Here is a 13,701-nt window from a genome sequence, read left to right as displayed (position 1 = left end):
CCGCGCAGGCGGGCATCCAGTACGCCGCGGCCTCTCGGTTCAATCACAGCCGTCTCGGCATACTGGATCGCCCGGTCAAGCCGGGCGATGACAGTTGAGAGTGCGGCCTGAGCGCGGCCCCTTCCCGACCGGTCCCAACTCCTACGCCAGCGTGTGCACGATCACCGGCCCGGCCGCAGCGCTGGCGTGGCCTGCGAGCAGCGGGCCCAGATCTTTCTCGATCCAGGCGATTGCGCGCCGGTTCGCCTCTTCCGCCTGCTCGAACTTGTCGAAGATGGAGATCGCGGTCACCGTGTCGTCGCCGGCATAGACCACGTAATAGGCGCGGAAGCCGTCGACATCGCTGATGATCGGAACGGCGCCTTCCTTGATGCGGCGCGCCAGCTCCTCCGCGCTCCCGCTTTTCGCCTTGGCCTGACGGATGGCGGCATACATGGGATCCTCCTTCCGGCTCGCTAATTGGGGGGCCTGGTGCCCGGCGGCGATGTTACGCCGAAGCGCCGGGCCGATCCACGCCCTCGCGCGAAGTTGTGCAAGCGATCTGCCCGCCCCTTCACATTGTCGAGCGGATGCGGCATCTGCATAGTCGCGCGCAACAATCGTGACCGTTACGAAGAGGACAGAAGACATGGCGGACGCCGACCTGGATGTCGTGATCCGGCAGCTGGCAAGACAGCTCCACACGGGCCTGATGGCCCGCGCCAAGGAGCGGCGGGATCGCTTCAATACCCTCGCGGCCAAGGCCAAGGGCAAGGACGCCCGCGAGCGCTACAAGCTGATCGCGAAGAGCACCATGGAGCAGGCCACCACTGCGGCCAAGCGCCTCCAGATGTCCGCCGACAACGTCGCCGACAGCTATGCAAGGTCGATGCGCCTCGCGGCCAGCGCAGCCGCCGCGCAGACGGCCGAGACGAAGCAGCCGGCGGAGAAGAAGCCGGCGAAGGAAAAGCCGGCGGCCAAGAAGAAATCAGCAAAGAAGAAGACCAAGTAACTGCCCTGCCTCACCGCAGCGGGGCGGAGATGTGGGTCGGCCTTGGTTCGCCCAGCTCGTCGAGCTTGGCGCGGGCGAGCTGATGGGCGGCACCGTCGGGGCGCTCCGGAAGCGCGAGGACGGCTGCGAAATCGGCTCGGGCTTCCTGAGCTCGCCCGCTCGCGAGCAATGTGAGGCCGCGATTGAGGCGCGCGTCCGCATCATTGGGCGCAAGGCGGAGGGCGGTGTTGTAGCTCAGCATCGCGCGCTCGAGATCGCCCTTGGCCGCAAGCACTAGACCCCGCTCGGAATAGGATGCGGCGAGCTTCGGATCGAGCGCAATCGCCTGATCGTAGTCGGCGACCGCGTGGTCGAGTTCGCCGTTCTGCAGGTGGGCCCGGCCGCGGTCGCGGAAGATGGTGGCACGGTTCGGGTTGAGATGAACTGCCAGGTCGAAATCCGCGATCGCCCGTTTGGCGTCCCCGTGCCGCAGCGCGATGCGCCCGCGCCCCTCATAGGCGAAGGCGATCAGCGAGCCGCGGAACGGGCTGAAGCCGATCACGGCCGAGCAGACGTCCGGTTCGTTGGCATCGCCGCAATTGACGACGGTGTGCAACGACAATCCGACGAGAATGCCCGACACGATCAACAATGGTGCGGTTAATCTGGTCATCGCCGGCGGTCGCCGGCAACAGGCCGGCCACGCATCCCCTTTCAGACGCTTGAGGTCTGCACCGGTGTTAGCACCGGCAGGGACGATCTTATGTGCGCCAGCTCACAAAGCGGGCCACAATCGCAGGGTTGCGCTGGCCTTCAGGTCGCCCAGTCAGACGCCCAGGAGAGCGCTCTCGTCAGCCACATTGCCAGCAGACAACACCAGCCAATAGCAGCAAGTGCGAAGGACGTCAGAAGGAGCGCGCCTTCCGCATTGACCAGAAAACCCTCGTGCGACGCTGCCTCGTCCCGCACGGCCCGGTTCATGTGCAACATGCGCACCTCCGGCAATTTCGTTTAAACAATTCTCTCGCTCGGCAAGCCATCCGGCCTGCCGACTCGCCAAAAAAAGCGAGTCGCATTGGTGTGAATCAATGCGAGCCGAAGCGCAAGAGTCCTTTTGGACAAGAAGGCTCGCAAAGCGCCTCCTGATGCTGAATTCGATCACCGTCAGCAATGCGACGTTGAATGGGCCGGTTTCGCGCATCAATTGTGGCGCCATCACGGCACAGCTGCGACGGCTGGACCAATTGGTGTCGGCTCATCCCCATGGTCCGCGCGAGGACGAGCGCCCCCATGGACTTTGCGGCACATAGTTTTCGTTGGCACCGAGCGATGGCGCCCCGTTCGCGCCGAGCTCGGCCGCGAGCTGCTGGAGCGCGTCGATGCGGTTCTGGGTCGAGGGATGGGTAGCAAAGAGACTGTCGACGCCGTGCCCCGACAGCGGGTTGATGATGAACATGTGCGCCGTCGCGGGATTGCGCTCGGCGTCGAGATTGGGCACCTGATGCGCGGCATTCTCGATCTTGACCAGCGCGGATGCGAGCCACATCGGCTGGCCGACGATGCGTCCGCCGAGATCGTCGGCGGCATATTCGCGGGTGCGGCTGATCGCCATCTGTACCAGCATTGCAGCGAGCGGCGCGAGGATCATCATCAGGATCGAGGCGACGATGCCGGGACCGGAATTGTTGTTGCGGTGGCCGCCGAAGAACATGCCGAACTGCGCCAGCATCGAGATCGCGCCCGCAACCGTTGCGGTGATGGTCATGAGCAGCGTGTCGTGGTTTTTGACGTGCGCAAGCTCATGCGCGATCACGCCGGCGAGCTCCTCGCGGCTGAGCTGATGCATCAAGCCGGCGGTGACGGCAACCGCGGCATTCTGCGGATTGCGACCGGTGGCAAACGCGTTGGGCTGCGCCTCGTCCATCACGAACACGCGCGGCATCGGTAGGCCCGCACGGCCAGCAAGCTCGGCGACGAGCCCGACCAGTTCCGGCGCGCTGGCGCGGTCGACCTCGTGGGCACCGTACATCGAGAGCACCATGCGGTCGGAGTTCCAGTAGGCGAAGAGATTGGTGGCCGCCGCGATCACCAGCGCGATCAGGGCACCTGCGGCGCCGCCGATGAGATAGCCGACGCCCATGAACAGGGCGGTCAGGCCTGCGAGGAGAATTGCCGTGCGAAGATAGTTCATGGTCGTCTCCGTCAGCCGGCCATGGGCAAGCCGTCAGCCGGCGCAATGGAAGTATGGATGCGCCGTCGTGCTGCAAGATAGGCCGCTGCGTCGGAGGGCCGCGGCGGGTGCAGGCAAGGTCAAATTCGGCACCCGTAAACCTTACCGCGCATTTGCACCAAAGCCCACGCCGAAGTTTACCCGTTGGAAAGGCAGCCGCCGCTTAATCGAGGACAACCGGGCACCCCAGGCCTGCCTGGGCATTACTCGGTTCCATTGCCACCAGTCAGCAAGGTGACTGCCTATGATGGACCGATCTCGAGCGATTTCCGCAAGCGATACATCTCCGCCCTCCGCGCGCGAGGCAGAAGATGCCTCCGAAGCCAGGAATTCGGATGCAAGGAGTTCGGATGCCAGGAGCTTGCAGCAGACGCTGCAGGAACGCCTGTTTGCCGATGAGGAACATCCGCAGGAACCGGCCGTCCGGATGGAGGGCGCGGAGCCGGCGTCGCACTGGCGGTATTTGTGGCGGGGCTTGAAGATCGCAGCAGGCCTTGCCGTGATTGCGGTGTTCGGCTGGCTGCCGCTACGCGCCATGCTGCAGAACTCCAGCGTCGAAGCCGTGCTGAACTCCCGCCTCGTCACCCTGCGTGCGCCGATCGGTGGGCGCATCATCGCAGCCTCCGATCCCATCAAGGATCGGGCTCGGCTTGATGCCGGCGCGGTCGTGCTGCGCGTGGTCAACCCGCGCGGTGATCGTACGCGACTCGATGACCTCCGGCGGCAGAAATCGCGCCTGGAAAACGAGCGGCCGTCGCTTGCGGCCAAGCTGGCCACGGCACAGGCAGCACAGCGGGACCTCGCGCGGCAGGCCGAGCAGTTCAAGAATGGACGCGTCCTGCAGCTCGAGGCACGCATCGCCGAGATCCAGACCTCGATCGAGGCAGCAGCGGCGCGGCGCGAGGAAGCGAGCGCAGCGGTGGATCGCGCCTCGTCATTGTCGAAATCCGGTAACATCTCCACGGTCGAGCTCGCGCGGCTGACGCGCGAGCTCTCGGTGGCGCAACAGACCGAGCTCGGTGCGCGCAAGCGGCTGGATGCGGCCAAGGTCGAGCTGACCGCGGCGCAAAGCGGCTCGTTCCTCGGCGACAGCTACAACGACCGGCCGAGTTCGGTACAGCGCGAGGAGGAGATGCGCCAGCGTGCCAAGGACCTGGAAGCCGATCTGATGCGTATCGATACGGAGGTCGCCTGGCTTGCGAACGAGATCATCACGGAGGAGATCCGCTTCACCGATCTCTCCGAGGCCAACATCAAGACGCCGGTCACAGGCCGCGTCTGGGAGATGATGACCTCGCCGGGCGAGGATGTGCAGGCGGGCCAGCCGTTACTCAAGGTGCTCGATTGCAGCGGCGCCGTCATCACCGCCAACGTCACCGAGAGCGTCTATAATCGCCTGCAGCTTGGCAACCACGCCACCTTCGAGCCGAATGACGGCGGCGAGCCGATCTCCGGCACCGTTGTCAACCTGACCGGCTCGGCCGGTGCGCCCGCCAATCTCGCCATCAATCCCGATGCGCTGAACAAGGAGCCCTATCGGGTGACGGTGGCCCCGGCCGATGCGGCCGCCCGCGACTGCACGGTCGGCCGGACCGGGCGGGTCGTCTTTGGCCGGAACGAGACCACGCCATGATGGCGGCACTGGCGCCCGGCTTTCTCGCGCTCGGCGCCTTCATGGCGATGGTGCCACTTCTCAGGCGTGACAACACGCTGGCGCGCTCGCTTTTGACCGGCGTGTCGTTCGTCCTCCTGCTGCGCTACTTCTACTGGCGCGTCACCAAGACCCTGCCTCCACCCGGGCTGACCGCGGATTTTTTCTTCGGCTATCCCTTCATGCTGGCCGAAGCGGCCTCGCTGGTCGCGGTCGCATTGTCGCTTCTGTTCCTCAGCCGCACCACCTGGCGCACCACCGAGGTCGATAGCCGCGCCACCGATCCGAAGGCGCCGCTGATCGACGTCTTCATCTGCACCTACAACGAGGAGCGATCGATCCTCGAGCGCACCATCATCGGCGCGACCGGAATGGAGTACGGCAATTACCGCGTCTGGGTGCTCGACGACGGACGCCGGCTGTGGCTACGGCACCTCGCGGGCGAACTCGGCTGCCACTATCTCACGCGTCCCGACAACCGCCATGCCAAGGCGGGCAACATCAACCACGCGCTGAGGCATGTCGGCGCTCTGCCGGAACGGCCGGACTTCATCGCCGTCCTCGATGCGGACTTCGTGCCGCGACCGGACTTTCTCGCGCGGACCATCAGCCTGATGGACGATGCAACCGTCGGCGTGGTGCAGACGCCGCAGCATTTCATCAATCCCGATCCGATCCAGACCAACCTCGCCGCGTCAGACGTGTGGCCCGACGAGCAGCGCTTCTTCTTCGACATCCTGATGCCGGCCAAGGATGCCTGGGGCGTCGCCTTCTGCTGCGGGACCTCGTCCCTGATCCGCTATGCCGGGCTGATTCAGATCGGCGGTTTCCCGACGGACTCGGTGACGGAGGATTATCTCGTTACGTTGCGCCTGAAGGAGCGCGGCCTCAAGACCGTCTATCTCAATGAGCGGCTGACGATCGGGCTCGCGCCGGAGGGGCTGAAGGAATACATCACCCAGCGCGGCCGCTGGTGTCTCGGCTTCATGCAGATCGTGCGCGGCCGCAGCAGTCCGCTGTCGCGGACATCGAAGCTGACGCTCATCGACCGGCTCTCGCTGGTCGATGCCTTCATGAGCTGGACGACAGTCTACTTCGCCAAGATGTTCGGGCTGGTCGTGCCCTGGCTGTTCCTGCTGTTCGGAATCAAGGCGGTGCAGGCGGACCTCGCCGAACTCTTGCACTTCTTCCTTCCGTTCTATGTCTGGCATGGACTGACGATGGCCTGGCTGTCGCACGGCCGTTCGCTTGCCATGATGACGGATGTGTCGCAGCTCGTGGCGGCGCCCGCGGTGCTGAAGGCCGTCACCACGGGCCTGCTGAGGCCCAAGGGGCACAAGTTCAAGGTCACTGCCAAAGGCGGCGACCGCGACAAGAAATTCGTCGAATGGCCGCTGCTGCGGCTCTATGGCACCGCGCTTCTGATCACGCTCGCGTCAATCGGCTATGCCTTCATCCTGCATTTGCGCGGCGAGAGCATTGCCTATGGCGGCCTCGCGCTGGCCTGGAGCCTCTACAACGCGTTCATCCTCACCGTCGTCTGCTTCGTCTGCATCGAGCAGCCGCGCAAGCGCAAGGCCGAACGCTTCGTCCGCAACGAGGCCATCCTGTTGCGCCAGGGCGGCACGTCGCACCTCGCCCGACTTGCCGATATCTCGATCACCGGCGCGCGACTGATCGATCCCGCCCCACCTGCGATCGGCAGCGCGATCGAATGCCAGATCTATGGCCGTTCCATCGCCGCCACCGTGGTGCGGCGGACCACGGACGGCTTTGCCGTGCGGTTCGAAGAGGGCATGGACACGCGCGTGCACGCGGTCCGGGCGTTCTATGCCGGCGAATATGTGCGCGCCTATCGCGGCATCAAGGCATTGCCCGTCGGGAAAGCCCTGATGTTGCGGTTGTTCGGCTAGCGGCAACGGGGTGGCGCGAGGCCGGCTCTTCACCTAAACTTCGAGAGATTCCTCTCGCCCTTCCCGCTGCCGGAAACCCTATGCTCCAGACCCGATTCGCGATCGCGGCCGTCACGCTGCTCGCACTCTCCGCTACCGCTTCCGCTCAGTTGTTGCCGCCCCCCGGAAAGCCAGCGGCGGCAAAGCCGGTAGCGCCCTCGCCGCGCGCGGCCTCGTGCCACAATGGTGCGAGCTTCGACCGCTTCCTGGCCGACGTGAAACAGCAGGCCATCGCCGCGGGCGTGTCGCAGCACGCGATCGCGGAAGCCTCGCCTTACCTCGTCTACGACCAGGGCATCGTCAACCGCGACCGCGGCCAGCGCGTGTTCGGTCAGCTCTTTACCGAATTCGCCGGCCGCATGGCCGCGACCTATCGCATGCAGAACGGCCAGCAGCACATCAGGCAATACGCTGCGGCGTTCGCGCGGGCCGAAAAGGAATACGGCGTGCCGCCGGCGGTGATCGCTGCGTTCTGGGGACTGGAGAGCGATTTCGGCGCCAACATGGGCAATCTGCCGACGCTGAAATCGCTGGTGTCGCTGGCCTATGACTGCCGCCGCTCGGAGATGTTCGTGGGCGAGACCATTGCGGCGCTCAAGGTGATCGACCGCGGCGATCTCACGCCCTCCGAGATGATCGGCTCCTGGGCGGGCGAGCTCGGGCAGACGCAGTTTCTGCCGACGCATTACGTCAACTACGCCGTCGACTATGACGGCGACGGAAGGCGCGATCTGCTCCGCAGCGGGCCGGACGTGATCGGCTCGACCGCGAACTACATCGCCAACGGGTTGAAGTGGCGGCGCGGCGAGCCGTGGCTGGAAGAGATCAAGGTGCCGGCAAGCTTGCCGTGGGAGCAGACTGACCTCTCGGTGCAGCAGCCGCGCTCGAAATGGGCGCAACTGGGCGTGACCTATCCCGATGGCCGGCCGCTGCCGAACGACAATCTCGCCGCCTCCGTGCTGCTGCCGATGGGGCGGACCGGGCCGGCCTTCATGGCCTATCCGAACTTCGCGGCCTACACCGAGTGGAATAATTCGCTGATCTATTCGACCACCGCCGGCTACCTCGCCTCGCGCATCGCGGGCGCGGCTCCCATGCGCAAGCCGGGGCAGCCGGTGGCGCAACTGCCGTTCAACGAGCTGAAGGAATTGCAGCAGCTCCTGGTGCGCGCCGGCTTCAACGTCGGCAAGGTCGACGGCGTGCTGGGCCAGCAGAGCCGCAGTGCCGTCAAGGCGATGCAGATCAAGTACGGCCTGCCCGCGGATTCCTGGCCGACGGCGGAGTTGCTCGCGCGCATGCGCGGCGGCACCGCGCAGGCACAGCCGGCGGGCGTGGTGCGGTAGGACTCTACTCGCTGTCTTGCCCCGCAAATGTTTAGTCCGGGGACATGGCTGACACCTGTTCAGACACATCGCTGACAGGTTGGCCATTGGTCAAGCCGGGCGATGACGGCTGGAGAGAGCCGCACGAATGCATCGCAAGTCTATGCGGTAGAATTTTTGGCCTGCAGGCGGGAAATCGGCGATTGTATTTTGCTGCGATGCTCCCATCTCTTGGGACCAGGATACTTCCTGACGTCCCAACGAGAAGAGAGCTCACATGTCCTTTTATGACGCCGTCGTCCCAGCCTATCTGCAGATGCTGAACAGCCTCACGGGCCTGCTCGCCCAGGCGGAGGCCCATTGCGCGGCGAAAAAGATCGAGCCCGGCGTGCTGATCGGATCGCGGCTTTTCCCGGACATGCTGCCGTTCGGCAAGCAGATCCAGCTCGTCAGCGACTTCGCGGCCAAGGGCTGCGCGCGGCTCACGCACACAGAGGTGCCGTCGATGCCGGACACCGAGACGACGTTCGCAGAATTGAAACAGCGGCTGGCCAGGACGATCGACTTCGTGAGGGCGTTCAAGCCCGAGCAGTTCGAAGGCGCCGATGCCAAGGAAGTGACCTTCCCTGCCGGTCCCGACCGCACCGTGACGCTCAAGGGGCAGCAATTTTTCAGCTCGGTCTCGCTGCCGAACTTCTATTTCCATGCCGCGACCGCGCACGGGATTCTGCGCCACAATGGTGTCGAGATCGGCAAGCGCGATTTCCTCGGCATGACCTGAGATTTGCGATCCATTTTTTCCGCGGCACGGAGATCAACTCCGCTGCCGCGGACGAATTTGCAGAAAAACTCATCTCTTTAGACATCTTCACCGACCCTTCGCGCAGCTCGCCTGCGCTTTCGGAATGGCTCCGCCCTTGCACGGGGTGTGGCGATGCACAACTGTTTACCCACCCGTCCACTGCTGGAAAACATTCCCATGAGCCATCCGACCAAATTGTTTGAGCCCTATAAGCTTGGCCCGATCTCGCTGGCCAACCGCTTCGTGATGGCGCCCCTGACGCGCAATCGCGCAGCGCCCGGGACTTTCGTGCCGAGCCTGCTTGCGGCCGACTACTACGGTCAGCGCGCATCCGCCGGGCTCCTCGTCACCGAAGCAAGCCAGATCTCCCAGCAGGGCCAGGGTTATCAGGACACGCCCGGCATCTACTCGAAAGACCAGGTCGCCGGCTGGCGCAAGGTGACCGATCGCGTGCATGAGCGCGGCGGGCGCATCTTCATCCAGCTCTGGCATGTCGGGCGCATCTCGCACACCGCGCTACAGGCGAATGGCGGCGCGCCGGTCGCGCCAAGCGCGATCCGCGCAAAGAGCAAGACCTTCGTCAACGGCACCTTCGCCGACGTTTCCGAGCCGCGCGCACTCGAGCTCGCCGAAATTCCAGGGATCATCGACGATTTCAAGCGCGCCACGAAGAATGCGCTGGAGGCCGGCTTCGACGGCGTCGAGATCCATGGCGCCAATGGCTATCTGCTCGATCAGTTCGCGAAAGACGGCGCCAACAAGCGAACCGACGCTTACGGCGGCTCGATCGAGAACCGCGCGAAGCTGATGCTGGAGGTCTCGAAAGCCGTCGCCGCCGAAGCGGGCGCCGATCGTACCGGCATCCGCATCTCGCCGGTGACGCCGGCGAACGACATCTCCGATTCGAATCCGCAGGCGCTGTTCGACCACATCGTCGACGGGCTCAATGCGCTCAAGCTCGTCTATCTGCACGTCGTCGAAGGCGCGACCGGCGGCCCGCGCGACTTCGCGCCGTTCGACTATGCGGACCTGCGCAAGCGCTTCTCCGGCACCTACATCGCCAACAACGGTTATGATTTCGAGCTGGCGACGAAGGTGCTCAATACCGGCGCTGCCGACCTCATTGCGTTCGGCAAGCCGTTCATCTCCAACCCCGACCTCGTCGAGCGGTTGAAGAAAAACGCGCCGCTCAACGACTGGGACAAGAACACGTTCTATGGCGGCGGCGCCAAGGGCTACACAGATTACCCGACGCTGGAAGCCGCCGACGCGGCGGAGTAGCGTTCGCTCGCACCCCATCCTCCGTCGTTGCGAGGAGCAAAGCGACGAAGCAATCCAGACTGCCGCGGAAAGACCCTGGATTGCTTCGCTTCGCTCGCAATGACGATGTGGTTGCAGGGTGCGCTCGCAGGAAAGAAAAAAGGCCGGGATCGCTCCGGCCCGCTTGCGCTGCTTTCCGCTTACGCCGATGCGCGGGTTTCTGCTTCACCTGCCACCATCCGCTCGACGATACGGCGCATGCGTTGAGGAGCGGCGTCGATGGCGAGACGGATGGGCTTGGCGTTGGGCCGCGCCTGCGCGACCTCCTCGATGCGCTCCAGGATTTCCTTGTCCTCATTGAAGGCGATCCGGAAATCCGCGTGTAGGCGCTGATCGACGTCGGTATCGTCAGGCGCGAAGTTGCGGACGTGCAGCCAGTGGTCGATGCAGATCCTGTCATCGACGGGCGTGATGAAATGGCAGGCGAAGATCCGCAATCCCTTGCCGCGGTCCTCGGGATTGACGATCGCACCGGTATCGGCACTGCCGAAATCGATCACCGCGATGCAAGGCGCGACGTAATCATAGTAGTGCCAGCGATCGACATGTCCGCGGAAATTGCCATACTTGGCAAACAATGGAATCGGTGGCGCATTCCGGATCCAGCGCCAAACCAGCACGCCGGTCTCGCTGAACGTATGTTCGACCGGAATGTCCTCGCTCGCGGAATTGCCGAGTGTCGAGAGGTGCACGAAGCTGACATGGGCGGGGTCGCAGAGGTTGTCGGCGAGGTTGAGATAATTGGTCCCGATCCGTAGCGCGTCGCCCTCCGCCGCGTGCCAGCCGGGCTGGGCGAACTGCGGCAGGTCATAGATCAGCGAGGGGTCCGCCCGGCTGGGGTCGCCGGGCCAGATCCAGACCAGGCCCATCTTCTCCCGAAGCGGATAGGACGGAACGCGCGCATTCGGCGGAATCACCGGCTGGCCGGGAATGCGGATGCAACGGCCGTCCGAACCGAAGGTCATGCCATGATAGCCGCACTCGATGGCATCGCCCTTGAGCTTTCCCATCGACAGCGGAGCCAATCGGTGCGGACAGGCATCGTCGAGCGCAACGACGTCGCCGGCCTCGCTTCGATAGACCACGAGGTCCATGCCGAGAATGCGGTGGCGCGACAGCTTACGCGTCACGTTGCGCGACCAGGTGAGCGGGTACCAAATGTTGCGCGGAGCGAGCAAGGTCATGGGACGGCCCCTAGTTCTTCAGCTTGGCGAGCACTTCGGTATCGGTCGGCTGGTACTCGGCGCCGTCAACATAGCGCCAGTCGACCATCACGCCCTGGCCGTCACGCACGGCGAGCTTGCCGATATAGACCCCCATGGTCGATTGATGATCGATCGCGCGGAAGGCAATCGGGCCGACGGGCGTATCGAGCTTGAGGTGCTCCATGGCCTTGATCAAATCGTCGGGCTTGGTCGAGCCGGCGGTCTCGATCGCCTGCGCCAGCACCAGCGTATTGATGTAGCCGATGAGCGCGCCAATGTTCGGCGGTTCCTTGAAGCGGTCGAGATAGGCTTTCAGGAACGCGTCATGCGCCGGGGTCTTGATTTCGCTCCAGGGATAGCCGGTGACCAGCCATCCGGCCGGTGCTTCGTCCTTTAGCGGTGCGAGATACTCGGGTTCGCCCGTGAGAAGGCTCACGACCGGCCGGTTGGCAAAGGCGTTGCGCGTTGCCCCCTCGCGCACGAGCTTGGCGAGATCGGGTCCGAATGTCGCGTTGAAGATCGCCTCCGGATTGTCCGCGGTCATCGCCTGCACGACGGCGCCGGCGTCAATCTTGCCAAGCGGCGGCCACTGTTCGGAGACGAACTCGACGTCGGGTCTCAGGCGCTTCAATTCGCGCTTGAAGCTCGCGACGGCCGCCTGGCCGAACTCGTAATTTGGTGCAATCGTCGCCCAGCGCCGCGCCGGGAACTTGGCGGCTTCCTGGGCCAGGATGGATGCCTGCGTATACGTGCTCGGCCGCAGCCTGAACGTATAGCGATTGCCCTTCTCCCAGATCAGCGCGTCGGTGAGCGGCTGCGAGGCGAGAAAGAACATCTGCTTCTGTCTGGCAAAGTCGGCCACCGCGAGCCCGATATGAGACAGGATCGTTCCGGTCAGAAGCTCGACCTGCTCGGCGTCGACGAGTTGCCCGGCCTGCGTGATGGCAACGTCGGGCTTGCCGGCGTCGTCACGGGCGATGATCTGGAGCTTGCGGCCGAGAGCGCCGCCCTTGCCGTTGATCTGATCGCGGGCGAGCTCCCAGCCCTGTCGGTAACCGCGCGTTCCGATCGGCAGCGCCGAATAGCTCGATATCTCGCCGATCCTGATGGGAGGCAGCTCTGCGGCCGGCGCGCCCGATATGACTGCCAGCCACCCAAGTACGACCAGTTTCACTGCACCTGACAGCCGCATGCGTCCTCCGTGACGGGACCAGTGAATGTATGTAGTACTTACTACATAGCGAACACCCGCCCTGCCGGATTGTCAACGGACAAAAAAGCGGCGGGACTTGCCAAAAAGCAGGCAGACCTCATCCTGCCGGTTGTGATTCCGAGGGTCCGCAATGGCGAATGAAACTGATGTGTCCAGGCGCGAGCCGGCTTCGCGGCTCAAGGCTGGTGCCCGCCGCAGGACGCCGGCGAAACCCGGCCGGCGGACACGCACGCCCGATCAGACGCGCGAGTCCCTGCTGCGCGCGGCGGTCGCCGAGTTCGCCCGCGAGGGCTATGGCGGAGCACGCGTCGACCGCATCAGCAAGGCAGCCAAGAGCAACGACCGCATGCTCTATTACTACTTCAAGAGCAAGGAGAAGCTGTTCCATCAGGTCATCGAGCACTGCTACGCCGACCTCGTCGCGCGCGAGGAAGCGCTCGAGCTCGACTTGTCGCGGCCGCGCGAGGCGCTCGCCGCGCTGGTCGCGTTCAACTGGAACTACTACTGGGAGCACCCGGAGCTACTCAGCATCCTGGCGTCGGAGAACCTGTTCAAAGGACGTCACGTCAAGAACAACATCCGCCGAAGCTTTGCCAACTCCCAACTCGATATGCTGGGTCGCCTGATCGAAAGCGGCAGCAGCCGTGGCGAGTTCAGGCCGGACTGCGACCACTTCCACCTCTATTTGTCGATCCTGTCGCTCACCTATTTCTACCGCGCCAATCTCTACACGCTGTCGAACTACATGCAGATCGACCTCGCCGAGGATGAACGACGGAGCGCGTGGCTCGCGCATGTGCAGGCGGTGATCGAGGACATGGTGCGGCGACGGGAGTGACGGTGCTACGGGCCCCGGTGCGGCCCCAGCGATGGCAGCGAAAATCCAGTCCGCGTGTCCCACAACTTCGTCATTGCGAGGAACGAAGACGAAGCAATCCAGACTGCCCCAGCGGATGCACTTCTGGATTGCTCACATGGGGAGTTGGTGTGTCAAGGTGGTTGGTCAGCTCTTTGTTCGATTGCAGGCCAGCTCTTC

Annotated in this window: 13 protein-coding genes; 7 read left to right on the top strand and 6 right to left on the bottom strand. The window is 64.3% G+C overall.

Annotation, left to right across the window (positions count from 1 at the left end):
- Positions 1 to 141 precede the first annotated feature (141 nt).
- Positions 142 to 435: an antibiotic biosynthesis monooxygenase gene (locus tag SO140_RS18295; RefSeq protein WP_027522803.1), complete on the bottom strand. Its 294-nt coding sequence runs from the start codon at positions 433 to 435 to the stop codon at positions 142 to 144.
- Between the two features lie 193 nt (positions 436 to 628).
- On the opposite strand from SO140_RS18295, the gene SO140_RS18290 reads away from it, so the two are divergent.
- Positions 629 to 991, top strand: coding sequence for a hypothetical protein (locus tag SO140_RS18290; protein ID WP_449380484.1), 363 nt, complete (start codon positions 629 to 631; stop codon positions 989 to 991).
- 10 nt (positions 992 to 1,001) lie between these two features.
- On the opposite strand, the gene SO140_RS18285 is transcribed toward SO140_RS18290, so the two are convergent.
- From SO140_RS18285 to htpX, 3 genes are all read right to left on the bottom strand, one after another.
- A complete protein-coding gene (locus SO140_RS18285; RefSeq protein WP_498542887.1) occupies positions 1,002 to 1,643 on the bottom strand; it encodes a tetratricopeptide repeat protein in 642 nt (213 codons plus the stop codon).
- 140 nt (positions 1,644 to 1,783) lie between these two features.
- Positions 1,784 to 1,960, bottom strand: coding sequence for a hypothetical protein (locus tag SO140_RS18280; protein WP_498542886.1), 177 nt, complete (start codon positions 1,958 to 1,960; stop codon positions 1,784 to 1,786).
- A gap of 265 nt (positions 1,961 to 2,225) precedes the next feature.
- Positions 2,226 to 3,161, bottom strand: coding sequence for a zinc metalloprotease HtpX (htpX, locus tag SO140_RS18275; RefSeq protein ID WP_449380486.1), 936 nt, complete (start codon positions 3,159 to 3,161; stop codon positions 2,226 to 2,228).
- A 400-nt stretch (positions 3,162 to 3,561) separates the two neighbouring features.
- Here htpX and SO140_RS18270 point away from each other — a divergent pair, with 400 nt between their 5' ends.
- The 5 genes from SO140_RS18270 to SO140_RS18250 all read left to right on the top strand — a co-directional run bounded on the left by SO140_RS18270 (position 3,562) and on the right by SO140_RS18250 (position 10,208).
- On the top strand, positions 3,562 to 4,833 hold the full coding sequence (locus tag SO140_RS18270) for an HlyD family secretion protein (protein ID WP_498542885.1): 1,272 nt from the start codon (positions 3,562 to 3,564) through the stop codon (positions 4,831 to 4,833).
- Positions 4,830 to 6,764, top strand: coding sequence for a glycosyltransferase (locus SO140_RS18265; protein ID WP_498542884.1), 1,935 nt, complete (start codon positions 4,830 to 4,832; stop codon positions 6,762 to 6,764). Before SO140_RS18270 ends, SO140_RS18265 begins: the two co-directional genes overlap by 4 nt.
- Before the next feature lie 80 nt (positions 6,765 to 6,844).
- The gene (locus SO140_RS18260; RefSeq protein ID WP_449380489.1) at positions 6,845 to 8,146 is read left to right on the top strand and encodes a lytic murein transglycosylase; all 1,302 of its coding nucleotides are present in this window, start codon (positions 6,845 to 6,847) and stop codon (positions 8,144 to 8,146) included.
- A gap of 256 nt (positions 8,147 to 8,402) precedes the next feature.
- Positions 8,403 to 8,906 (top strand): DUF1993 domain-containing protein, encoded by a 504-nt coding sequence (locus SO140_RS18255; RefSeq protein ID WP_498542883.1) that lies wholly within the window; start codon positions 8,403 to 8,405, stop codon positions 8,904 to 8,906.
- Between the two features lie 198 nt (positions 8,907 to 9,104).
- The gene (locus SO140_RS18250) at positions 9,105 to 10,208 is read left to right on the top strand and encodes an alkene reductase (RefSeq protein WP_498542882.1); all 1,104 of its coding nucleotides are present in this window, start codon (positions 9,105 to 9,107) and stop codon (positions 10,206 to 10,208) included.
- A gap of 179 nt (positions 10,209 to 10,387) precedes the next feature.
- Here SO140_RS18250 and SO140_RS18245 read toward each other — a convergent pair whose 3' ends face one another.
- Together SO140_RS18245 and SO140_RS18240 are read right to left on the bottom strand one after the other, a co-directional pair.
- On the bottom strand, positions 10,388 to 11,431 hold the full coding sequence (locus SO140_RS18245; RefSeq protein ID WP_498542881.1) for an aromatic ring-hydroxylating dioxygenase subunit alpha: 1,044 nt from the start codon (positions 11,429 to 11,431) through the stop codon (positions 10,388 to 10,390).
- Positions 11,432 to 11,441: 10 nt separating this feature from the next.
- Positions 11,442 to 12,644, bottom strand: a complete 1,203-nt coding sequence (locus tag SO140_RS18240) for an ABC transporter substrate-binding protein (RefSeq protein ID WP_498542880.1) — start codon at positions 12,642 to 12,644, stop codon at positions 11,442 to 11,444.
- Positions 12,645 to 12,795: 151 nt separating this feature from the next.
- Between SO140_RS18240 and SO140_RS18235 the strand changes: the two genes are divergently transcribed.
- Positions 12,796 to 13,503 carry a TetR family transcriptional regulator gene (locus SO140_RS18235; protein ID WP_498542879.1) on the top strand — a complete coding sequence of 236 codons (708 nt, stop codon included), beginning with the start codon at positions 12,796 to 12,798 and terminating at the stop codon, positions 13,501 to 13,503.
- Positions 13,504 to 13,701 lie beyond the last annotated feature (198 nt).

This window comes from Bradyrhizobium sp. UFLA05-108, from assembly GCF_059803455.1.
This window is presented reverse-complemented; position numbering and strand designations above follow the sequence as displayed.